Genomic DNA, 20,365 nt, shown 5'->3' on the forward strand with positions numbered 1-20,365 from the left:
GGACCTCACGGACATGTATCACCTGATCGTCTTCCTCCCCCTCATCGGCTTCCTGATCGCCGGGCTCTTCGGCCGGCTGATCGGCGCGCGCGGCTCCGAGATCGTCACGACCTCGCTGCTCATCGTCTCGGCGGTGCTGTCCTGGGTCGCCTTCTTCCAGGTCGGCTTGGGTTCGGGCACGACGCGCATCCAGGTCGCGAACTGGATCTCTTCCGGTGCCCTGCAGGTCGACTGGGCCTTCCGCATCGACACGCTGACGGCGGTGATGCTGGTCGTCGTCAACACGGTCTCCTCGCTCGTGCACCTCTATTCCATCGGCTACATGCACGAGGATCCGCACCGGCCGCGCTTCTTCGCCTATCTCTCGCTGTTCACCTTCGCCATGCTGATGCTGGTGACGGCGGACAACCTCGTCCAGATGTTCTTCGGCTGGGAAGGCGTCGGTCTCGCCTCCTACCTGCTGATCGGCTTCTGGTACCAGAAGCCTTCGGCCAATGCGGCTGCGATGAAGGCCTTCATCGTCAACCGCGTCGGCGATTTCGGTTTCCTCCTCGGCCTCGCCCTGGTCTTCGTGCTGTTCGGCTCGGTCAACTTCGACAGCATCTTCCCGAAGGCGGGCGAACTGACCGGCCAGACCTTCCGGTTCCTCGGCTATGAGTCCGCGACGATGGTCACGGCCGGCGTCTTCATGGTCGCGCGCCTCTCGCCGATCTTCGAATACGCTCCGGTCGCGCTCACCGTCGTCGTCGTCATCGGCGCCACCACGGCCTTCTTCGCCGCGACGGTCGGCCTCGTGCAGAACGACATCAAGCGCGTCATCGCCTATTCGACCTGCTCGCAGCTCGGCTACATGTTCGTCGCGCTCGGCGTCGGCAATTACGGCGCCGGCATCTTCCACCTGTTCACGCACGCCTTCTTCAAGGCGCTGCTCTTCTTGGGCGCAGGTTCGGTCATCCACGCGATGCACCACGAGCAGGACATGCGCCATATGGGCGGCCTGCGGAAGCATATCCCCTTCACCGCCGCCGCCATGACCATCGGCACGCTGGCACTGACCGGCTTCCCTGGCTTCGCCGGCTACTTCTCCAAGGACGCCATCATCGAGAGCGCCTATGCCTCGGTGGCGCATGGCGGCTTCGCCTCGTCCTACGCCTTCGTCCTGCTGGTCGTCGCGGCCTGCATGACCTCCTTCTACTCCTGGCGGCTCTATTTCATGACCTTCGAGGGCGCGCCGCGCTGGGGCCATGGCCATGGCCATGGTTCACATGGTCACGACGATCACGCGCACGCCGCTCACGGCCACGATGACCATGCGCATGACGAGCACGGCCACGGCCATGATCACACTCCGCATGAGAGCCCCTGGGTGATGCTGCTGCCGCTCGCCCTGCTTTCGCTGGGCGCGGTCGCTGCCGGCTACGTCTTCAAGGAGTACTTCATCGGCCACGACTTCGAGCATTTCTGGAAGTCGGCGCTGTTCATGGGCAAGGACAACCACATCCTGCACACCATGCATGAAGTGCCTGGCTGGGTGGTCTGGTCGCCCTTCGTGGCGATGGCGATCGGCTTCGTCCTGGCCTACTGGATGTATGTCCGCCGGCCGGACATCCCGGGCAGGCTCGCGGCAGCGAACCCGGTTCTGTACCGGTTCCTGCTCAACAAATGGTACTTCGACGAGATCTACGACTTCCTGTTCGTGCGTCCGGCGAAGTGGCTCGGCCGCTTCCTCTGGAAGAAGGGTGACGGCTTCGTCATCGACGGATTCGGTCCGGACGGCGTCTCGGCCCGCGTCGTCGACGTCACCAACCGCGTCGTGCGCCTGCAGACCGGCTATCTCTACCACTATGCCTTCGCCATGCTGATCGGCGTCGCCGGGCTGGTGACCTGGTATCTCGTGACCCGCGGGTGAGATGATGTTCGGTTTCGGTATTCTCACCGGTCTCCTGATCCTGCCGCTGGTCGGCGCTGCCTTCATCCTGGCGCAGCGCGGCGACGAGGCTTCGGTCGCTTCCAACGCCCGCTGGGCGGCGCTGGTCACGACGGTGCTGACCTTCGTGCTCGCCTGCGTCGCCTGGAGCCGCTTCAACCCGGCCGATCCCGGCTTCCAGCTCGTCGAGAGCCATGGCTGGATCTCGGAGTCGATCCGCTTCAAGCTCGGCGTCGACGGCTTCTCCTTCCCCTTCATCGTGCTGACGGCGTTCCTGATGCCGTTCTGCATCCTCGCTTCCTGGACCTCGGTCGAGAAGCGGGTGGCGGAGTACATGGTCGCCTTCCTGGTGCTGGAGACGCTGATGATCGGCGTCTTCGCGGCGCTCGACCTCGTGCTGTTCTACCTGTTCTTCGAGGCCGGCCTGATCCCGATGTTCCTGATCATCGGCATCTGGGGCGGCAAGCGGCGCGTCTACGCCTCCTACAAGTTCTTCCTCTACACGCTGCTCGGCTCGGTGCTGATGCTGCTGGCCGTGATGGCGATGTACTGGAACGCCGGCACCACCGACATTCCGGCGCTGCTCGCCCACCAGTTCCCGGCCGGCATGCAGAAATGGCTCTGGCTCGCCTTCTTCGCCTCCTTCGCGGTGAAGATGCCGATGTGGCCGGTTCATACCTGGCTGCCTGACGCCCACGTCGAGGCGCCCACCGCAGGCTCCGTCATCCTGGCGGCGATCCTCCTGAAGATGGGCGGCTACGGCTTCATCCGCTTCTCGATCCCGATGTTCCCGGAGGCGTCGCATGATTTCGCGCCGCTGGTCTTCGCGCTCTCCGTCATCGCCATCGTCTACACCTCGCTGGTGGCGCTGATGCAGGAGGACATCAAGAAGCTGATCGCCTACTCCTCGGTGGCGCATATGGGCTTCGTCACCATGGGGCTGTTCACCCTGACCCCGCAGGGCATCCAGGGCGCCATGTTCCAGATGATGAGCCACGGCCTCGTCTCGGGCGCGCTCTTCCTCTGCGTCGGCGTGATCTACGACCGGATGCACACCCGCGAGATCGCCGCCTATGGTGGGCTGGTGAACCGGATGCCGCTCTACGCCGTGGTCTTCATGGTCTTCACCATGGCCAATGTCGGGCTGCCCGGCACGGCCGGTTTCGTCGGCGAGTTCCTGACGCTGCTCGGCGCCTTCCGCGCCAATCCCTGGGTCGCCTTCTTCGCGACGTCCGGCGTCATCCTCTCGGCGGGCTATGCGCTCTGGCTCTATCGCCGCGTCGTCTTCGGTGAACTGGTGAAGCCCGAGCTCAAGGACATCAAGGATTTGAACGGCCGCGAGATCGCGATCCTTGCTCCGCTGGTCCTGCTGACGATCTGGTACGGCATCCAGCCCCACACCATCCTCGACGCCTTCGCGGCGCCGACGGAAATGCTCATCAAGAACTATCAGGCCGCGCTGACCGTCGCGAAGACGGCCATGCTCGCCGCGCAGTAAGGTCTCGGACATGGCTCTGCCCGCTCTCGGCCCGGCCCTGCCGGAAATCATCCTGGCGCTCGGCGCCATCGCCATGGTGCTGATCGGCGCCGTCCGCGGCGAGCGTGCCGGCCGCCTGCTGGAAGGCCTGGCGCTTGTCCTGCTCGCCGTGGCGCTCGTGGTGGTCGTCTCGGGCGAGGGCAGGCTCCTGACCTTCAATGACGGCTTCGTCGCCGACGGCTTCGCCCGCTTCATGAAGGTGCTGACGCTGCTGGGGGCCGGCGCGACCATCCTGCTGGCCTCGGAGACGCTGCGCCGTCAGGGCGTGATGCGCTTCGAGTTCCCGATCCTGATCGTGCTCTCGACCATCGGCATGATGATGATGATCTCGGCCAACGATCTCATCAGCCTCTATGTCGGCCTCGAATTGCAGTCGCTGGCGCTTTACGTCGTCGCCGCCTTTGACCGCGACAATGCCCGCTCCACGGAAGCCGGCCTCAAGTACTTCGTGCTCGGCGCGCTCTCTTCCGGCATGCTGCTCTATGGCGCCTCGCTGACCTATGGCTTCACCGGAACGGTGACCTTCTCCGGCATCGCCGCGGCGACGCAGGGCGGCCATGCCGGCCTCGGGCTCGTCTTCGGCATCGTCTTCATCGCCGCCGGCGTCGCCTTCAAAATCTCGGCCGTGCCGTTCCATATGTGGACGCCGGATGTCTATGAAGGCTCGCCGACCCCGGTCGCCGCCTTCTTCGCCTCGGCGCCCAAGATGGCGGCGATGGCGATGGTGATCCGCGTCTTCATCGGCGCCTTCCCCGCCGCGATCCATGACTGGCAGCAGATCATCATCTTCATCTCGATCGCCTCGATGGCGCTCGGCGCCTTCGCCGCGATCGGCCAGCGCAACATCAAGCGCCTGCTCGCCTATTCCTCGATCGCGAATATGGGCTTCGCGCTGGTCGGCCTCGCCGCGGGCACGGCCGGCGGCGTGCAGGGCGTGATGACCTATATGGCGATCTACCTCGCCACCACGCTCGGCGCCTTCGCCTGCGTGCTGATGATGCGCCGCGACGGCAAGCTGGTCGAGGACATCAACGAGCTTGCCGGCCTCTCCCGGACGAACCCCTGGATGGCCTTCGCGCTCTCGATGATGATGTTCTCGCTCGCCGGCATTCCGCCGCTGGCCGGTTTCTGGGCGAAGTTCTACGTCTTCCTCGCCGCGATCGACGCCAAGCTTTACACGCTCGCCGTGGTGGGCGTCCTGACCAGCGTCGTCGGCGCCTATTACTATCTGCGCCTCGTCAAGGTGATGTATTTCGACGATCCGAAGCCGGCCTTCGAGCGCTCGGATCTCGGCGTGCGCACGGTGCTGTTCGTCTCGGCCGTCTTCGTGCTGGCGCTGTCGCTCGTGCCGGCACCGCTCTTCGACTCCGCTGCGGCTGCGGCGAAGTCGCTGTTTTGAGCGATGCGGGCCGTCATGCTCGGGCTTGACCCGAGCATCTCGCGAAGGAGAGGCGCCTTTTCCCGCCTGAGATTCTCGGGTCTGCGCTTCGCTTCACCCGAGAATGACGGGGGCATGTCGTCTCCGTGCGTTGTGCCCCATGCTCGGTGAAGCCGCCCGCGCTGCCGGCTACCGGCTGATCATCCGCGACGAGGTCGGCTCGACCATGGAGGAGGCCCGCCGCGCCCTGCATCAGGGTGAGCCGGGCAGGCTCTGGATCGTCGCCCGGAGCCAGAAGGCCGGGCGCGGGCGTCACGGCCGGCAATGGGGCTCGCCGCCCGGCAATCTCTACGCCAGCCTGCTGCTGACCGACCCGTGCGAGCCGGCGCTGGCGCCGCAGCTCGGCTTCGTCGCCGGGCTCGCCTTGCATGATGCCGCCTCGCAACTGCTCGGCCCCGCCGCTGGCGGGCTCAAGCTGAAATGGCCGAACGACCTGCTGCTCGGCGGCGCCAAGACGTCGGGCCTGCTGCTCGAAGGCGAAAGCCGGGCAGGGCGGCTCAACGTGATCCTCGGCTGCGGCGTCAACATCGCCTCCTGCCCGGCGGACACGCCCTATCCGGCGACTTACCTGAAGACCGCCGCGCCCCGCGCGAATGTCGAGGCGATGCTGCTCGCGCTCAGCGACGCCTGGGCGAAGCGCCACGCCGTCTGGTCGCAACCCGGCGGCTTCGGCCCGATCCGCGCCGCCTGGCTCGAACGTGCCGCCTTTCTCGGCGAAACCATCACGATCCGTTTGCCGGAAGGGCCGCTTGCGGGCCGTTTCAACGGCCTCGATCCGACCGGCCGCCTCGAGCTCGAAACCGAAACCGGCCAACGCCTGATCGATGCGGGCGATCTGTTCTTCGGGGCGCCCTGAGGTGGCGGGCGGCAATGCTGGCCTGCCGCGACACGACCGTGCTAAAGGACATTTCCGGTTCAACGCGGTCATCCCGGACGGCCAAGGGACGACCCGGGATCCATGCCGGAACGCCGACCGGAAAGGGTCCGGCATGGATCCCGGATCTCCGCTTCGCTTCGTCCGGGATGACCTGCGTTTTCCGAAACATCTTCCAGGAAGCCGCGACCGGCGTGCGATGAGGCATGCCGCTGGCGGCTCTCCGTGCCTGCAGGATCATCCGTGACCCGTTCCAGCGACCAGCTTGTTTTCGTTCCCCTTGGCGGCCTCGGCGAGATCGGCATGAACGCTGCCCTCTACGGCTTCGGGCCGGAAGGGCGGCGAAAATGGATCCTGGTCGATTGCGGCCTGTCCTTCGCCGGACCGGAGGCGCCGGGCGTCGACATCGTCCTGCCCGACCTGCGCTATATTATCGAGGAACGGGCGAACCTCATCGGCATCGTCATCACCCACGCCCATGAGGATCATATCGGCGCGCTCGCGGCGCTCTGGCCGAGCCTGCGCGCCCCGGTCTACTGCACGCGATTCGCCGCCGGCCTGCTCGGCACGCGCCGCCTCTCGGAGCCCGGCGCGCCCAAGGTCGAGATCAATGTCGTGCCGCAGGGCGGGCGCATCACGCTCGGCCCCTTCGACATCGAGTTCGTGCCCGTCGCGCACTCCATCCCCGAGTCGAACGCGCTCGCCATCCGCACCCCGGCCGGCCTCGTCGTCCATACCGGCGACTGGAAGATCGACCCGACCCCGCGCGTCGGCCTGCCGACCGATGAGAAGCGCCTGCGCGAGCTCGGCGAGGAGGGCGTGCTCGCCCTGATCTGCGACTCGACCAACGTGATGCGCGACGGCACCAGCCCGAGCGAGGCCGATGTCGCCGCCAAGCTGAAGGAGCTGGTCGCTTCCGCGCCGGGCCGTGTCGCCGTCACCACCTTCGCTTCCAATGTCGCAAGGCTGCGCGCCGTCGCCGAAGCGGCGATGGCGAATGATCGCGAGGTTGTCGTCGTCGGACGCGCCATGGACCGCGTCATCGATGTCGCGCGCGAATGCGGCTATCTCGACGGCATCCCGTCCTTCCGCCCGGTCGATGCCTATGGCTACCTGCCGCGCGACAAGGTCGTGGCGCTGGTCACCGGCAGCCAGGGCGAGCCGCGCGCCGCGCTCTCGCGCATCGCCGCCGACGACCATCCCGAGATCGCGCTTTCGGCCGGCGATCGCGTGATCTTTTCCTCGCGCACCATCCCCGGCAACGAGAAATCGGTCGGCAACATCCTGAACGCCCTGGCGCGCGACAACATCGAGATCATCACTGACCGCACCCATCTCGTGCACGTGTCCGGCCATCCGCGCCGTGAGGAGATGGCCAGGCTCTATGGCTGGCTGAAGCCGCAGATCGCGATCCCCGCCCATGGCGAGGATCTGCACCTCGCCGAGCATGAGAGCTTCGCCCGCAGCCTCGGCGTCAGGCATGTGCTGCGCACCGTCAATGGCGATGTCGTCGCGATCTCGGCCGAGGGGGCGCGGAAGATCGACGAGGCGCCGCATGGCCGGCTCTATCAGGATGGCAGCCTGCTGGTGAATTCGCTGGAGAAGACGATTGCCGAGCGCCGTCGGCTCTCCTTCGCCGGCATGGTCTCGGTCGCGGTCGCGGTCGATGAGAAGGGTGGCATCGCCGGCGAGCCGGAGATCGCCATCCTCGGCCTGCCGCCACGCACGCAGGACGGCACGGATTTCGAGGAATACGTCGCCGACACCGTCGCCGAACTGCTCGACGGCATTCCCAAGGCCCGCCGCCGCGACCCCGAGGCTCTGCGTAACGCGCTGGAGCGCGGAGTCCGCAGCGCCGTCAACGAGGAATGGGGCAAGAAGCCCCAGGTGCATGCGCTGGTGATCGAGGTCTAGAGTACGATCTCGTACGGTCACGCGCCGTCATTCCGGACGCAGCGAAGCGGAGATCCGGAATCCATCATAAGGAGGGACATCGCCCTTCGATGGATCCCGGATCGGCGCGGCTGCGCCGCTTGTCCGGGATGACGTGGCGTTTCCGAGGATGGGTGTGAGCGGGAAGAGAGACATGATCGGACGCCTCAACCACGTCGCCATTGCCGTGAAGGATCTCGCGGCCTCGACGGCGCTCTATCGCGACACGCTCGGCGCGCGCGTCTCGCAGCCGCAGCCCGAGCCGGAGCACGGCGTCACCGTCGTCTTCGTCGAACTGCCCAATACCAAGGTCGAGCTGCTCGAGCCGCTCGGCGCCGATTCCCCGATCGCGAAGTTCCTCGAGCGCAACCCGGACGGCGGCATCCATCACATCTGCTACGAGGTCGACGACATCCTCGCCGCCCGCGACCGGCTGAAGGAGCAGGGCGCCCGGGTGCTCGGTTCCGGCGAACCGCGCATCGGCGCCCATGGCAAGCCGGTGCTGTTCCTGCACCCCAAGGATTTCCTCGGCACGCTGGTCGAGCTGGAGCAGGCCTGAGCCATGTCCGACATCAGCTTTCTCGGCCAGCCTGAGCCCGGCTCGCCGCGCCCCTTCAGCGCCGCGACGGTCGCCGGCGGCCTCGTCTTCGTTTCCGGGCATTCCGCGCCGCATGATCCGGCGCGCGGCATCCATCGCGGCGCGACGCCGGCCGAGGAGGTGCGCAACGCGCTGGGCCGGGTCGCCGAGATCTTGGGCGAGGCAGGCAGCGCTCTCGATCGCGTCGTCCAGATGACGATGCTGATCACCGATCCGGCCGACTACGCCGCCTGCAACGCCGAATATGTGAAGCATTTCCCGAACGGCCTGCCGGCGCGCCACACGGCCCGTTTCGGTGTTCCGACCGAGGCGCGCGTCGCCTTTTCCTGCATCGCGCTGACAGGGACCACGCCATGACCATCGCCAGCGCGCTTGCGGTCTATTTCATCATCTGGTGGACGGTGCTGTTCGCGGTGCTGCCCTTCGGCATCCGCAGCCAGCAGGAAAGTGGAGAGGTCGTCGACGGCACCGAGCCCGGCGCGCCGGTCCTGCCCGGGCTGCTGAGGAAGGCGGCGATCACCTCGGTCATCGCGGCCGTCATCTTTGTCTTCGTCTGGTATGTCTGGGCGAATTACGACTTCTGATGCGGCCGCTGCGTTCTCAAGCGCGCTTTTCAGCTCGGTCGTCGTCATCGGGCGCCGTTGCAGAATTATCTCATCCGGCGGCTCTTCTCGTCGGACGCTACGCGGGGCTCCCGCTGACGCCGATTACCTGCTATCGCTGGCGTCGAAGAGCTTCGGCGCCTCGAGGTAGACTTTGCCTAAGTAAGTCCGGTCTCAATCCAGTTCACCCGTACAGCCGGTGGCGGAACGCCGTCGGCGTATGAATGCGTTCGTCGGGTGGTGGCGAGAGACCGGTTTGGCACTGTTCAAATGCGCCAGCACAGCTCCCGCTGTCTCTGCTCTTCGACCATCACGACACCGCCATACCGCGCCCGGCAAGGGTCTCTCACGCGCCATCTTGGTGAACTTCCGAACGGAAGACCAAGACAACTATGTGCAGAGCACTTCGGGTCCGTTGGACCATCACGCCCAAAACCGCCCCCCGACCTTGGATTGCTTGTAGCGGTTGCGGCGGGCTGAAAGCCTTCCAATCCAGTGGGAAGATCCGGCTCAACGCCAATGGCCGCAAGCTCGACGCCTGGCTCATCTACAAATGCGTGGATTGCGAGAAGACGTGGAATCGTCCGCTCTTCGAGCGACGCAATGTTCGCGATATCGACCCCTCGGTTCTGGAGGCGCTTCAGTCCAACGATCCGCAATGGATCCGGGCAGAAGCGTTCAACCTCGATGCATTGAGGCACAAGTCGCAACGCATCGACGAGTTCCCCGAGTACGACATCTCGAAGGCTGTCATAGGCGAAGCTCCTCGTTGGACGGAGTTGGAGATCGAGTTGGCGGTGCCGCTTCACGTCGGCACGCGCCTCGATCGTCTGCTGGCATCCGAGCTGGCGCTTTCGCGCACACGGCTTCAGCGGCTCTGTGACGAGGGCAGACTGCGGATCGATGCGGAGCGCAGCGATGCTCTGCGACGGCATGTCCGAACCGGGACCGTGGCAATTTTTGATCTGTCGCCGGAGCCCGATCAAGAACGGCTCTGGAGATCTCGGGCAACGGGAGCCGTGCTTTAGTTCTTGGCGCGGGGGCCGGTTTTCGAGCCCCCATGCCTTCCACGGCTTCGCCATGATCGAAAGAACGGCTCGGGCGACGAAGCGGCAGCGAAAAAGGGGGCGGTTCGAGCCCGCCATTCGCAGTCGCCATATCGATTCAGGCTGGGGCGTCGCTCATGCGGCGCCTCAACGGGAGCCCCAAAAGAAAAAAGGCAAGGCCGCAGCCTTGCCTTGGTGAGTCCGCCTTTTTCCGCAGTATCGGCGTACGTCTATGTGCGTACGACTTGCATACTAGCGGGCGTTCGTTCCTCCCGAGACCTGGTCCGCGGCGCCTTGCCTTAACAAAGCGTGCCCAGCGCAAGAAGGATTAGCCGATTGTGACGGAGTTGTCATCAGTTTAGGCACCTCCAGCCTCAACTTTTTGCAAATTCATTCTCGGCTGCACTTGTGCAGTGCAACAAGGCTGGATTCGCGGCCGCCGCATGCCTTGTTCCGGTCAAAGGATATCGCTACTGACCGAAAGGTCGCCGCCTTCCTTTGCGGCCATGGAGATCTTCATGCTGCGCAGCTCGCTCGCCGCTTTTGCCCTTGTCGCCTCGCTCGGCTTTGCCCAGGCCCAGACTGCCGCGCCGAAGCCCGATCCCGACAACACCGTGGTGCTGACCACCAAGGATGGCCCGGTGACGATCCGCCTGCGGCCCGATCTGGCGCCGAAGCATGTCGCGCAGATCAAGGCGCTGGTGAAGCGTGGCTTCTATGACGGCGTCGTCTTCCACCGCGTCATCGACGGCTTCATGGCCCAGACCGGCGATCCGACCGGCACCGGCACCGGCGGCTCCGACCTGCCGAACATCCCGGCCGAATTCAGCCAGACGCCCTACAAGGTCGGTTCCGTCGGCATGGCGCGCTCGCAATCGCCGAATTCCGCCAATTCGCAGTTCTTCATCTGCTATGAGGGCTGCGGCTCTCTGACCGGCAGCTACACGCTCTTCGGCGAAGTCGTCTCCGGCATGGATGCCGTGCGCAAGATCAAGAAGGGCGCGCCCGGTAGCGGTCAGGTCACGAACCCGGACAAGATCGTCTCCATGCGGATGCAGGCCGACGCCAAGTAAGCGGACCGAGTAAGCCGGCCAAGTCGGGCGTGAGCGTCTCCGGCGGATGGGGCAGGCTCGTGCAAAGGAGCAGGCCATGCGCCCTCTCGTCTTGACTGCCTTTCTCCTCGGCGCGGCGCTCGCGCCGGCCGCCGCGCAGGAAACGCTCGATCTCGGCCGGCCACCGCCCTCGGGCTCGCAGAATCCGGTTCTGCCGCCGCCTTCCGGCTCGCAGAACCCGATCCTGCCGCCGCAGAGCGGCCAGCGCTACGCTCCGGGCGTCGGTGGGCCGTTCAGCGGCAACGACATCCCCGGCATCGATCAGCGCCGGATCGGCCCGTCTCGCCTCAGGGGCGGCGCGGGCGAGATCGGTCTGATCGGCGACGTCTCGCCCCAGACGCCGAACGAGCCGGGCGAGGCCGTCGACAAGCTCACCGATATCGCGCCGGCCCTGCGCCGCTGCTGGCAGCCGCCGCCGCTGCCGGGCGACCTGACCGGCGCGATGGTCTCGCTCCGCTTTAGCCTGCGGCGTGACGGCACGCTGTTCGGCCAGCCGCGCGTGACCTGGGAAACCCGGCGGGGCGATCCCGCGTTCCAGAGACGCTTCAGCGAGTCCGCCGTTGCCGCCGTGCATGCCTGCACGCCGATGAGGTTGTCGAAGGGCCTCGGAGCGAGTATCGCGGGGCGACCCTTCATCATACGCTTCCACGGCCACGTGCCGCTTAACGAAAGGCAGAGCTGATGTCGCTCGATCCAGAAAACACCATCGTCATGGAGACGACCAAGGGCAAGGTGGTCATCAAGCTGCGCCCCGACCTCGCTCCGGGCCATGTCGAGCGCATCAAGACGCTCGCTCGCGAGGGCTTCTATGACGGCATCGTCTTCCACCGCGTCATCGACGGCTTCATGGCGCAGGTCGGCTGCCCCCATGGCACGGGCACCGGCGGCTCGGACTATCCTGACCTGAAGCAGGAATTCAACGCCGAGCCGCATGTCCGCGGCATCTGCTCGATGGCCCGCTCCCAGAACCCGAACTCGGCCAACAGCCAGTTCTTCATCGTCTTCGACGATGCCCGCTTCCTCGACAAGCAGTACACGGTCTGGGGCCAGGTCGTCGAAGGGATGGAGAATGTCGACAAGATCAAGCGCGGCGAGCCCGTGCGCGATCCCGACTCCATCGTCTCGATGAAGGTGATGGCCGACGCGGCCTGATCGCTTCGCTCAACCCGAGCCCTCGTTCCGGGAGATGCGGCGCCAGCCGCGCTCGACGCCCGGAATGAGGGCTCTTTGCGTTTGAAGAGAGACGTAGACCGATGGATGTCGGCCTCTTCGATTTCGATCTGCCCGAGGACCGTATCGCGCTGAGGCCGGCAAGCCCGCGCGATGCGGCGCGTCTGCTCGTGGTGCGTCCTGACGCAGCCCAGCCCTTCGCCGATCTCGGCATCCGTGACCTGCCGTCCCTGCTGCAGCCGGGCGACGCGCTCGTTCTCAACGATACCCGCGTGATTCCCTCGCGCCTGCGCGGCCGGCGCCATCGCGGCGAGGATTCGGCACGCGTCGAGATCATGCTGCACAAGCGCGAGAGCGAGGATCGCTGGCGCGCCTTCGCCCGTCCGGCCAAGAAGCTGGCATTGGGCGAGACCGTCATGTTCGACGCGGATGGCGCCAGCAACGCCTGCGAGCTCGGCCGCCTTCAGGCGGAAGTCCTGGAGAAGGGCGAGGGCGGCGAGGTCGAGTTGCGCTTCAGCCTGACCGGCGCCTATCTCGACGAGGCGATCGCGCGGCTCGGCGAATTGCCGCTGCCGCCCTATATCGCCGGCAAGCGGCCCGCCGACCCCGCCGATGCCCGCGATTACCAGACGGCCTACGCCCGCCACGAGGGCGCCGTCGCGGCGCCGACGGCTGGCTTACATTTCACGCCGGAGCTGTTCGCAGGCCTGGAGGCGCGCGGCATCTCCCGCCATTTCGTGACGCTGCATGTCGGCGCCGGCACCTTTCTGCCGGTCAAGGCCGAGGACACCGACGAACACCGCATGCATGCCGAATGGGGCACGGTCTCGGCCGAGACGGCGGCCGCGCTCAACGCGGTGAAGGCGAGGGGCGGGCGCATCGTCGCCGCCGGCACGACCTCGCTGCGCCTCCTCGAAAGCGCGACCGGCGAGGACGGGGCGATCCGGCCCTTCTCCGGCGACACGGCGATCTTCATCACGCCGGGCTATCGCTTCCGCGCGGTCGACGTGCTGATGACCAATTTCCATCTGCCGCGCTCGACGCTGTTCATGCTCGTCTCCGCCTTCTGCGGACTCGACGTGATGAAACGTGCCTATGCCCATGCGATCGCTGAGCAATACCGCTTCTACAGCTATGGCGACGGTAGCCTGCTGTTCAGGGCGGGCTGACCGCAGCCGTCATGCTCGGGCTTGACCCGAGCATCTCTGAAACCAGTGCTTTCTCGTCCTGAGATTCTCGGGTCTGCGCTTCGCTTCGCCCGAGAATGACGCTCCCAGTCTCTTACTTCCCCGGCAGCGGCGGCACGCCCTTCTGCCATTCCGGCCAGTCCGTCACGATGTGATCGACGACGCGCGAGCCCGCCGCCTCGATATTGGCGACGGTTTCGGCGAAGCCGCCGGCGGTCTGGCCCGGCGCCGGGTCGAGATGCTGCAACGTCGTCTCGTTCGGGTTGCCCTGGTCGAAATTGACCGCGCCGCGCAGGCTCAGGACACGGTCGGTGCCGAATTGGCGCTTGATCACCAGCGTGATCGCTGCCGCCTCCATCTCGGTGATGACATAGTCGTCGGCGCCGTAGAGCTTGGCGATGTACTGGGCCTCCTTCGACAGGCCGGGGCCGTGGAAGAAGGTGTCGCCGGTCATATGCGTGCCCGTGGTCACGGCCGGCGCAGACTGCGCCCGCTTCTCCGGATAACGCATGCGGTATTGCCGCGCTGCATCGGAATCCTGCAGGTTGGTGCCCTGGCTCAGCTTGACGGCCCAGCCGACCAGCGCCGGGTTGAGCTGGAAGACGCGATAGCTCTCATAGCCCTTGCGCGGCATGAAGACCGGTTCGCCCGGCTTGCCTTCCTCCGGCGCCCAGCGATGGCCGAGATCGTAATCGACGAGCCAGCTCGCCCAGGAGACGTCGCCGATGGTGCCGCGCGAGGGCGGCGTGCCGGCGACGCCGCTCAGGATGAAATAGGCCTGCGAGAAGTCATAGGCCGGATCGAGCAGGATCGCCTGCATCGAGGAGGAGGAGTTGACCTTGCCCATGCCGAGCACGGCCCCGCAGACGCCGTCATCGTTGCAATAGACCGGCTTCAGCGCGCCTTTGACGGCATGGGGCGGGCTTTTCATCCAGTAGCGCTCGTACCAGTGCTGGAATTCGCCGGCGCGATCGCCCGTATTCTCGCCGATCTCGAACATCGCCGCGACGAAGACCTTGACCTTGATCGGCTCCGAGGCGGCTCTCGCCGGCAAGGTGACGGTGCCAAGGGCAAGGGTGGCAAGGGCGAGAGCAGCGATGCCGTAACGCGAAATGATGTTCTGAGCCATGTCGGCCTCCGCAGCGGCGATCTGCCCGCTTTCCAGCGAGTCACAGCAAGCCTCGTGCCGTGTTCTGCCATGGCGGCGGCCGGGCCGTCCATGTCGATGCTGCAATCTGTGACGCCACGGTCGTTGAACCGGCTCGCATTCCGGCCGTGAAAATGCTACCGGGCTCCCAACAGGGATTTTGACAGTCAAATGGCCGATATTTTTCGCGAGATCGATGAGGAAGTCCGCCGGGACAAGGCGGCGCAGTTCTGGAAGAAATACGGCTGGGCCGCAGTGGCGCTGGCCGTGCTTGCCGTCATCGGCGTAGCCGGCTGGCAGTTCTGGCAGCACCAGCAGAATCAGGCGGCGGCGGCCGTCGGCGCTCGCTTCGAGGCGGCGCTGAAATCCTCGCGCGACGGCGATAGCACCCAGGCTGAGTCGATCCTGAAGGAGCTCGCCGCGGGTGCACCGGCCGGCTATCGCGAGATCGCCCGCTTCCGTCTCGCCGCCGAGACGGCCAAGAACGATCCCGCCGCCGGCGCCACCGCCTTCGACGCGCTCGCCAATGACGGCTCGCTCGACCAGAGCTATCGCGACCTGGCCCGGCTGCGCGCCGGCATCCTGCGCGTCGATCTCGTTCCCTATGCCGAGATCAAGCAGGCGCTGGAGCCGCTGGCGACGCCGCAGGGCATCTGGCGCCATTCCGCGCGCGAATTCCTCGGCGTCTCGGCCCTGAAGAACAACCTCTTCGAGGATGCCGGGCGCTGGTTCGACGCCATCGTCACCGATCCGGCGACACCGCAGGCCGAGCGTCAGCGGGCCGACCTCTACCTCGCGCTGGTCCGTGGCGGGCCGGTGACGGTGCAGAACTAGAAAAAAACCTTATCATCGCGCGCGTCATCCCGGCGACCGCAGGGAGACCCGGGATCCATGCCTGAGCGTTTCCAGCTAAGGTTCAGGCAATGGATCTCGGCTCTGCGCTTTGCGTGGCTGGGATGACGACGGAAGATGTGAAGCGAATGACAGCCATCGTTGCCCTCATCGGGCGCCCCAATGTCGGCAAGTCGACCCTGTTCAACCGGCTCGTCGGCAAGAAGCTCGCGCTGGTCGATGACCGCCCGGGCGTGACGCGCGACCGCCGCGAGGGCGACGCCTCGCTCGGCCATCTGCGCTTCAAGGTCATCGACACCGCCGGTCTGGAAGAGGCCGACAAGGATTCACTTTTGGGCCGCATGCGCGCCCAGACCGAGACGGCGATCGCCCAGGCCGATGTCGTCGTCTTCATGATCGACGCCCGGCTGGGCCTGACGCCGATGGACCAGCCCTTCGCCGAATTGGTGCGCCGCTCCGGCAAGCCGGTGATCCTGCTGGCCAACAAGGCAGAGGGCAAAAAGGGCGCGGACGGCATCATCGACGCCTATTCGCTCGGGCTCGGCGATCCCGTGCCGTTCTCGGCCGAGCATGGCGAGGGCACTTCGGATCTGCTGGAAGCGCTCGCCCCTTTCATCGACGACGAGCCCGATGAGGATGGGGAAGAGAGCGAGGCCTCCTGGGAGAACGTCGCCGGCGAGGGGACCGAAGAGGATATCGATCCGGACCGGCCGCTGCGCGTCACCATCATCGGCCGGCCCAACGCCGGCAAGTCGACGCTGGTCAACCGCATGATCGGCGAGGAGCGGCTGCTCACCGGCCCGGAGGCCGGCATCACCCGCGACACCATCTCGGTCGACTGGGAATGGCGCGGCCGCAAGGTCAAGCTCTTCGACACGGCCGGCATGCGCAAGCGCGCCCGCATCGAGGAGAAGCTGGAGAAGCTCTCCGTCGCGGATTCGCTGCGCGCCATCCGCTTCGCCGAGGTCGTGGTCGTGCTGCTCGATGCGACCATTCCTTTCGAGAAGCAGGACCTGACGCTGGTCGACCTGACCGAGCGCGAGGGCAGGGCCGTCGTCATCGGCCTCAACAAATGGGACCTCGTCGCCGACAAGCAGGGCCTGCTCGCCGAGCTCAAGGAGAAGGCCAACCATCTGCTGGCGCAGGTGCGCGGCGTGCCGATCATCCCGCTCTCGGGCCTCGCCGGCGAGGGTATCGACCGGCTGATGCAGGGCGTGTTCTCGGCCTATGAGGTGTGGAACCGCCGCGTCTCGACCGCGCGCATCAACCGCTGGCTCGAAGGTGTTCTCTCGGCCCATCCGCCGCCGGCGGTGGCCGGGCGCCGCATCAAGATCCGCTACATGACGCAGGCCAAGGCCCGGCCGCCGACCTTCGCTCTGTTCGGCAATCAGCTCGACCACCTGCCGGTGTCCTACACCCGCTACCTCGTCAACAATCTGCGCGAGGCCTTCGAGCTGCCGGGCACGCCGATCCGGCTGCATACGCGCGGCGGCCACAATCCTTACGACAAGGAACGCAAGGGCTGATGCGTGTCGCGGTCGTGGGCGCCGGCATCGCCGGTCTTTCGACCGCCTGGTCGTTGAACCGGCGCGGGCATGCGGTGACGCTGTTCGAGCAGGCACCGCAGATCCCCAACCCCTACGCCGCTTCCGGCGACCAGCACCGCGTCCGCCTACACCTTCACCGCCGACAAGAAGTTCCTCTCGCGGCAGATCGGCCGGGTCACGGTCGTCTCGGCCTGTTCGGGCCACGGCTACAAATTCGGCGCCGCCGTCGGCAGGCGGGTCGCTGCGGCGGTCGAGAGCGGCGATCAGGCCGGGCTGCTGCGCTGGCTCAGGGCCGAGTGACGCCGGCCGGTCTGCCCGTGTCGCGCGCCGACAGTTCCTTGGCCTTCGCCTCGTCTGCCCGAGCCCCGTCCTCGTCTTTTGCCGCATGCCGGGCCGCGGCGCGGAACCGGTAATTCGCGTCCGATTCGGGCGCGAGGCGGATCGCCTCGCTGAAGTCGACGATGGCACGAGCCGTATCACCCCTGTTGAAATAGGTCAGGCCGCGGACGGTGCGCGCCTTTTCCAATCCCGGGGCGAGGGCGACAGCGCGATCGAGATCGGCGAGCGCCTTGTCGGATTCACCGAGCGAGGTCTGGATCGAGGCGCGCGTTACGAGGAACTCTGCTTGCGCAGGGTCGAGACGGATGGCGGTGTCGAGATCGCTCAAGGCCCGCGGAAGATCCCGCATGTAGAATAGATGGGCCTTTCCGCGCTTCCAGAAGGCGACCGCGAGCGTCGGCGCAAGCGCGATGGCGCGGGCGTAATCGGCGAGCGCTCGCGTATAGATGGCGCCCGTTCCCGGCGCCAGCAGGTCAGCGCGATCGAGCAGGGCCGCGGCGAGCGCGTCACCTGCGAGACCGCCCTTGTCGATCAAGGCATTGCAGGCCGCCAGAGCCCGGTCATGGCGGGCGATGCTCTCCAGCGGATCGAGGGCCGCTTCCGTGAGGCCGGAGCGACAGGTTTGGCGCAAGTCCGAAATGGCCGGGCGAGGAGATGCCGCCCCGTCATCGGCAAGAGCATGCCCGGTGGTCAGGACCATAGCCGCGCCGAGGGCCGGGAGGGAAAGCGGACGCCAGACGAAACCTGCGAGCATTCTGCCTCCGATGGTCGGGAGCGGTGAGACGCTCTCAGGCCGGCATTTGCGGCGCCAGAACCTTGCCTTGCGGGAAGTCGAAGATCTTGCCGCTCTCGGCCCAGTCCGGCGAGGCCAGCGTGACGAGATGCGGCGCGAGGTCCTCCGGCGTCTTCAGCGTCGCCGGGTCTTCGCCCGGCATCGCCTCGGCACGCATCTTGGTGCGCAGCGGGCCGGGATTGACCAGCATGACCTTGACCGGGGTCGTCGCCGTCTCAGCCGCATAGGTGCGCCCCAGAGCCTCCACAGCCGCCTTGGAGATCGAGTACGGCCCCCAATAGGCCAGGCATTTATGCGCCGCGCCCGAGGAGAGCAGGATGACGCGTCCAGCGTCGGAAGCGCGCAGCGCCGGATCGAGCGACCTGATCAATCGCCAGTTGGCCGTGACGTTGATGTCGAGCACCTTGGCCCAGTCCTTCTCGGTCACGTGGCCGAGCGGGGAGAGGGAACCGAGGACGCCGGCATTGGCGAGCAGGATGTCGAGCTTGCCCCAGCGCTCCAGCAGGGCAGGACCGAGCTTCTCGAGCCCGCCCGCATCGGCGAGGTCGAGCGGCACCAGCGTGGCGCTGCCGCCGAGCGCGTTGATCTCGTCGTCCAGTTCCTCGAGCGCGCCGGTGGTGCGGGCGAGCGCCACGATATGGGCTCCGGCTGCGGCGAAAGCCAGCGCCGCCGCGCGACCGATGCCGCGCGAGGCGCCGGTGACGAGCGCGATGCGCCCCTGCAAAGGCTTGGACATCAGACGCCGCCGGTTCAGCCGGCTTCGGCCAGCAGGGAGATCTGCTGCTTGGCGCTCTCGCCGATCACGTCGGTCAGCGAGGTCGGGTAATCGCCGGTGAAGCAGTGGTCGGTGAATTGCGGCTTCAGCGGATCGCGCCGCTCATGGCCCATGGCGCGATAGAGCCCGTCGACCGAGATGAAGGCGAGCGAGTCGGCGCCGACGAACTGCCGCATCTCCTCGAGGGAGTGCGTCGCAGCGAGCAGCTTCTCGCGGTCGGGCGTGTCGATGCCGTAATAGTCGGGATGGGTGATCGGCGGCGAGGAGATGCGGAAATGCACCTCGCGGGCGCCGGCCTCGCGCATCATTTTGACGATCTTGAAGGAGGTCGTGCCGCGCACGATCGAATCGTCGACCAGCACGATGCTCTTGCCTTCGACCACCGAGCGGTTGGCCGAATGCTTCAGCTTGACGCCGAGTTCGCGGACCTTCTGCGTCGGCTCGATGAAGGTGCGGCCGACATAGTGGTTGCGGATGATGCCGAGCTCGAAGGGGATGCCGCTGGCCTGGGCATAGCCCAGCGCCGCCGGTACGCCCGAATCCGGCACCGGCACGACCACATCGGCATTGGCGGGGGATTCCTGCGCCAGCACGGCGCCCATCGCCTTGCGGCGCTCATAGATGCTGCGGCCCTTCACGATGGAATCGGGCCGGGCGAAATAGATGTATTCGAAGATGCAGGGCCGTTCCGCGATCGGCGGGAAGGGCTTGTGGCTTTCGATGCCGCTCTCGGAGACGATGAGCACCTCGCCGTTCTCGACCTCGCGGATGAACTTGGCGCCGATGATGTCGAGCGCGCAGGTCTCGGAGGTCAGGATCGGACAGCCGTCGAGCTCGCCCAGCACCAGCGGGCGGATGCCGAGCGGATCGCGCGCGCCGATCAGCTTCTTGTTGGTCATGCCGACGAAGGCATAGGCGCCCTCGATCTGGCGGATGCCCTCGACGAAACGGTCGACGAAATTCTGCTTGCGGCTGCGCGCCACCAGATGCAGCAGCACCTCGGTGTCGGAGGTCGACTGGTAGATCGCGCCGTCGCGCACGAGGTTGCGGCGCAGCGTCAGCCCGTTGGTGAGGTTGCCGTTATGCGCCAGGGCGAACCCGCCGCCATGCAGCTCGGCGAAGAGCGGCTGGACGTTGCGCAGGATGGTCTCGCCCGTCGTCGAATAGCGGACATGGCCGATCGCCTGCTTGCCCTTGAGCTTGTCGATGACGCTCGCTTCCGAGAAGGCATCGCCGACGAGGCCGAGGCGCCGCTCCGAATGGAAGCGGCTGCCGTCGAAGGAGACGATGCCCGCCGCCTCCTGCCCGCGATGCTGGAGCGCATGCAGGCCCAGCGCCGTCAGCGCCGCGGCATCGGCATGGCCGTAGATCCCGAAGACGCCGCATTCCTCCCGCAGCCGGTCGGCGTTGGGATCGAAGGCGGTCTCCGTCTCGGTCGGCGAGATCATGGCGAGCTCCACACGGGGTTTAGAGGCGAACTTTCTACGCG

General features: G+C 66.4%; 19 protein-coding genes and 1 pseudogene. 16 read left to right on the forward strand and 4 right to left on the reverse strand.

Annotation, left to right across the window (positions count from 1 at the left end; all coding sequences use genetic code 11):
• Window positions 1-13: 13 nt before the first annotated feature.
• The 13 genes from AB4Y99_RS01830 (at window position 14) to queA (ending at window position 13,405) form a co-directional block, all read left to right on the forward strand.
• Window positions 14-1,909 carry an NADH-quinone oxidoreductase subunit L gene (locus AB4Y99_RS01830; RefSeq protein WP_441522166.1) on the forward strand — a complete coding sequence of 632 codons (1,896 nt, stop codon included), beginning with the start codon at window positions 14-16 and terminating at the stop codon, window positions 1,907-1,909.
• Window positions 1,910-1,913: 4 nt separating this feature from the next.
• Complete coding sequence (locus tag AB4Y99_RS01835) at window positions 1,914-3,425, forward strand: NADH-quinone oxidoreductase subunit M (protein ID WP_038367688.1); 1,512 nt, start codon at window positions 1,914-1,916, stop codon at window positions 3,423-3,425.
• A 10-nt stretch (window positions 3,426-3,435) separates the two neighbouring features.
• Window positions 3,436-4,863, forward strand: coding sequence for an NADH-quinone oxidoreductase subunit NuoN (nuoN, locus tag AB4Y99_RS01840; protein ID WP_441522167.1), 1,428 nt, complete (start codon window positions 3,436-3,438; stop codon window positions 4,861-4,863).
• 139 nt (window positions 4,864-5,002) lie between these two features.
• Window positions 5,003-5,758: a biotin--[acetyl-CoA-carboxylase] ligase gene (locus AB4Y99_RS01845; RefSeq protein WP_441522168.1), complete on the forward strand. Its 756-nt coding sequence runs from the start codon at window positions 5,003-5,005 to the stop codon at window positions 5,756-5,758.
• A gap of 261 nt (window positions 5,759-6,019) precedes the next feature.
• Window positions 6,020-7,690 (forward strand): ribonuclease J, encoded by a 1,671-nt coding sequence (locus AB4Y99_RS01850; RefSeq protein ID WP_133564104.1) that lies wholly within the window; start codon window positions 6,020-6,022, stop codon window positions 7,688-7,690.
• 172 nt (window positions 7,691-7,862) lie between these two features.
• Window positions 7,863-8,267 (forward strand): methylmalonyl-CoA epimerase, encoded by a 405-nt coding sequence (mce, locus tag AB4Y99_RS01855; protein ID WP_038367679.1) that lies wholly within the window; start codon window positions 7,863-7,865, stop codon window positions 8,265-8,267.
• A gap of 3 nt (window positions 8,268-8,270) precedes the next feature.
• The gene (locus AB4Y99_RS01860; protein WP_441522169.1) at window positions 8,271-8,663 is read left to right on the forward strand and encodes a RidA family protein; all 393 of its coding nucleotides are present in this window, start codon (window positions 8,271-8,273) and stop codon (window positions 8,661-8,663) included.
• Entirely contained in the window at window positions 8,660-8,890 is a 231-nt protein-coding gene (locus AB4Y99_RS01865) for a DUF1467 family protein (RefSeq protein WP_441522170.1), read from the forward strand. The genes AB4Y99_RS01860 and AB4Y99_RS01865 overlap by 4 nt, the downstream gene beginning before the upstream one ends.
• 410 nt (window positions 8,891-9,300) lie before the next feature.
• Entirely contained in the window at window positions 9,301-9,936 is a 636-nt protein-coding gene (locus AB4Y99_RS01870) for a DUF1062 domain-containing protein (protein WP_441522171.1), read from the forward strand.
• A gap of 536 nt (window positions 9,937-10,472) precedes the next feature.
• The gene (locus AB4Y99_RS01875; protein WP_441522172.1) at window positions 10,473-11,027 is read left to right on the forward strand and encodes a peptidylprolyl isomerase; all 555 of its coding nucleotides are present in this window, start codon (window positions 10,473-10,475) and stop codon (window positions 11,025-11,027) included.
• Window positions 11,028-11,103: 76 nt separating this feature from the next.
• On the forward strand, window positions 11,104-11,748 hold the full coding sequence (locus AB4Y99_RS01880; RefSeq protein WP_112762113.1) for a hypothetical protein: 645 nt from the start codon (window positions 11,104-11,106) through the stop codon (window positions 11,746-11,748).
• Window positions 11,748-12,218 (forward strand): peptidylprolyl isomerase, encoded by a 471-nt coding sequence (locus AB4Y99_RS01885; protein ID WP_038367672.1) that lies wholly within the window; start codon window positions 11,748-11,750, stop codon window positions 12,216-12,218. The genes AB4Y99_RS01880 and AB4Y99_RS01885 overlap by 1 nt, the downstream gene beginning before the upstream one ends.
• A gap of 101 nt (window positions 12,219-12,319) precedes the next feature.
• On the forward strand, window positions 12,320-13,405 hold the full coding sequence (gene queA / locus AB4Y99_RS01890; protein ID WP_441522173.1) for a tRNA preQ1(34) S-adenosylmethionine ribosyltransferase-isomerase QueA: 1,086 nt from the start codon (window positions 12,320-12,322) through the stop codon (window positions 13,403-13,405).
• A gap of 112 nt (window positions 13,406-13,517) precedes the next feature.
• Here queA and AB4Y99_RS01895 read toward each other — a convergent pair whose 3' ends face one another.
• Window positions 13,518-14,552 (reverse strand): purine-nucleoside phosphorylase, encoded by a 1,035-nt coding sequence (locus AB4Y99_RS01895; protein WP_441522174.1) that lies wholly within the window; start codon window positions 14,550-14,552, stop codon window positions 13,518-13,520.
• Between the two features lie 189 nt (window positions 14,553-14,741).
• On the opposite strand from AB4Y99_RS01895, the gene AB4Y99_RS01900 reads away from it, so the two are divergent.
• From AB4Y99_RS01900 to AB4Y99_RS01910, 3 genes and pseudogenes are all read left to right on the forward strand, one after another.
• Window positions 14,742-15,404: a tetratricopeptide repeat protein gene (locus AB4Y99_RS01900; RefSeq protein ID WP_038367668.1), complete on the forward strand. Its 663-nt coding sequence runs from the start codon at window positions 14,742-14,744 to the stop codon at window positions 15,402-15,404.
• Window positions 15,405-15,550: 146 nt separating this feature from the next.
• Window positions 15,551-16,948 (forward strand): ribosome biogenesis GTPase Der, encoded by a 1,398-nt coding sequence (gene der, locus AB4Y99_RS01905; RefSeq protein WP_113253098.1) that lies wholly within the window; start codon window positions 15,551-15,553, stop codon window positions 16,946-16,948.
• Window positions 16,948-17,067: pseudogene (locus tag AB4Y99_RS01910) on the forward strand (FAD-dependent oxidoreductase); the annotation flags it as partial. The gene der and the pseudogene AB4Y99_RS01910, both read left to right, overlap by 1 nt.
• Before the next feature lie 188 nt (window positions 17,068-17,255).
• Here AB4Y99_RS01910 and AB4Y99_RS01915 read toward each other — a convergent pair.
• From AB4Y99_RS01915 to purF, 3 genes are read right to left on the reverse strand one after another with little or no spacing between them, the layout of a single operon-like run.
• Window positions 17,256-18,062, reverse strand: a complete 807-nt coding sequence (locus tag AB4Y99_RS01915; protein ID WP_441522175.1) for a tetratricopeptide repeat protein — start codon at window positions 18,060-18,062, stop codon at window positions 17,256-17,258.
• Between the two features lie 34 nt (window positions 18,063-18,096).
• A complete protein-coding gene (locus tag AB4Y99_RS01920) occupies window positions 18,097-18,837 on the reverse strand; it encodes an SDR family NAD(P)-dependent oxidoreductase (RefSeq protein WP_441522176.1) in 741 nt (246 codons plus the stop codon).
• 14 nt (window positions 18,838-18,851) lie between these two features.
• Window positions 18,852-20,324, reverse strand: a complete 1,473-nt coding sequence (gene purF, locus AB4Y99_RS01925; RefSeq protein ID WP_441522177.1) for an amidophosphoribosyltransferase — start codon at window positions 20,322-20,324, stop codon at window positions 18,852-18,854.
• Window positions 20,325-20,365 lie beyond the last annotated feature (41 nt).

Source organism: Allobosea sp. TAB14 (assembly GCF_052113865.1).
GTDB lineage: Bacteria > Pseudomonadota > Alphaproteobacteria > Rhizobiales > Beijerinckiaceae > Allobosea > Allobosea spartocytisi.

What these genes read in the sequence shown, in the direction of transcription:
- AB4Y99_RS01830 (WP_441522166.1), top strand. Translation starts at nt 14, where the DNA reads ATGTATCACCTGATCGTCTTCCTCCCCCTCATCGGCTTCCTGATCGCC.
- AB4Y99_RS01835 (WP_038367688.1), top strand. Translation starts at nt 1,914, where the DNA reads ATGTTCGGTTTCGGTATTCTCACCGGTCTCCTGATCCTGCCGCTGGTC.
- nuoN (WP_441522167.1), top strand. Translation starts at nt 3,436, where the DNA reads ATGGCTCTGCCCGCTCTCGGCCCGGCCCTGCCGGAAATCATCCTGGCG.
- AB4Y99_RS01845 (WP_441522168.1), top strand. Translation starts at nt 5,003, where the DNA reads ATGCTCGGTGAAGCCGCCCGCGCTGCCGGCTACCGGCTGATCATCCGC.
- mce (WP_038367679.1), top strand. Translation starts at nt 7,863, where the DNA reads ATGATCGGACGCCTCAACCACGTCGCCATTGCCGTGAAGGATCTCGCG.
- AB4Y99_RS01860 (WP_441522169.1), top strand. Translation starts at nt 8,271, where the DNA reads ATGTCCGACATCAGCTTTCTCGGCCAGCCTGAGCCCGGCTCGCCGCGC.
- AB4Y99_RS01865 (WP_441522170.1), top strand. Translation starts at nt 8,660, where the DNA reads ATGACCATCGCCAGCGCGCTTGCGGTCTATTTCATCATCTGGTGGACG.
- AB4Y99_RS01870 (WP_441522171.1), top strand. Translation starts at nt 9,301, where the DNA reads ATGTGCAGAGCACTTCGGGTCCGTTGGACCATCACGCCCAAAACCGCC.
- AB4Y99_RS01875 (WP_441522172.1), top strand. Translation starts at nt 10,473, where the DNA reads ATGCTGCGCAGCTCGCTCGCCGCTTTTGCCCTTGTCGCCTCGCTCGGC.
- AB4Y99_RS01880 (WP_112762113.1), top strand. Translation starts at nt 11,104, where the DNA reads ATGCGCCCTCTCGTCTTGACTGCCTTTCTCCTCGGCGCGGCGCTCGCG.
- AB4Y99_RS01885 (WP_038367672.1), top strand. Translation starts at nt 11,748, where the DNA reads ATGTCGCTCGATCCAGAAAACACCATCGTCATGGAGACGACCAAGGGC.
- queA (WP_441522173.1), top strand. Translation starts at nt 12,320, where the DNA reads ATGGATGTCGGCCTCTTCGATTTCGATCTGCCCGAGGACCGTATCGCG.
- AB4Y99_RS01895 (WP_441522174.1), bottom strand. Translation starts at nt 14,552, where the DNA reads ATGGCTCAGAACATCATTTCGCGTTACGGCATCGCTGCTCTCGCCCTT.
- AB4Y99_RS01900 (WP_038367668.1), top strand. Translation starts at nt 14,742, where the DNA reads ATGGCCGATATTTTTCGCGAGATCGATGAGGAAGTCCGCCGGGACAAG.
- der (WP_113253098.1), top strand. Translation starts at nt 15,551, where the DNA reads ATGACAGCCATCGTTGCCCTCATCGGGCGCCCCAATGTCGGCAAGTCG.
- AB4Y99_RS01915 (WP_441522175.1), bottom strand. Translation starts at nt 18,062, where the DNA reads ATGCTCGCAGGTTTCGTCTGGCGTCCGCTTTCCCTCCCGGCCCTCGGC.
- AB4Y99_RS01920 (WP_441522176.1), bottom strand. Translation starts at nt 18,837, where the DNA reads ATGTCCAAGCCTTTGCAGGGGCGCATCGCGCTCGTCACCGGCGCCTCG.
- purF (WP_441522177.1), bottom strand. Translation starts at nt 20,324, where the DNA reads ATGATCTCGCCGACCGAGACGGAGACCGCCTTCGATCCCAACGCCGAC.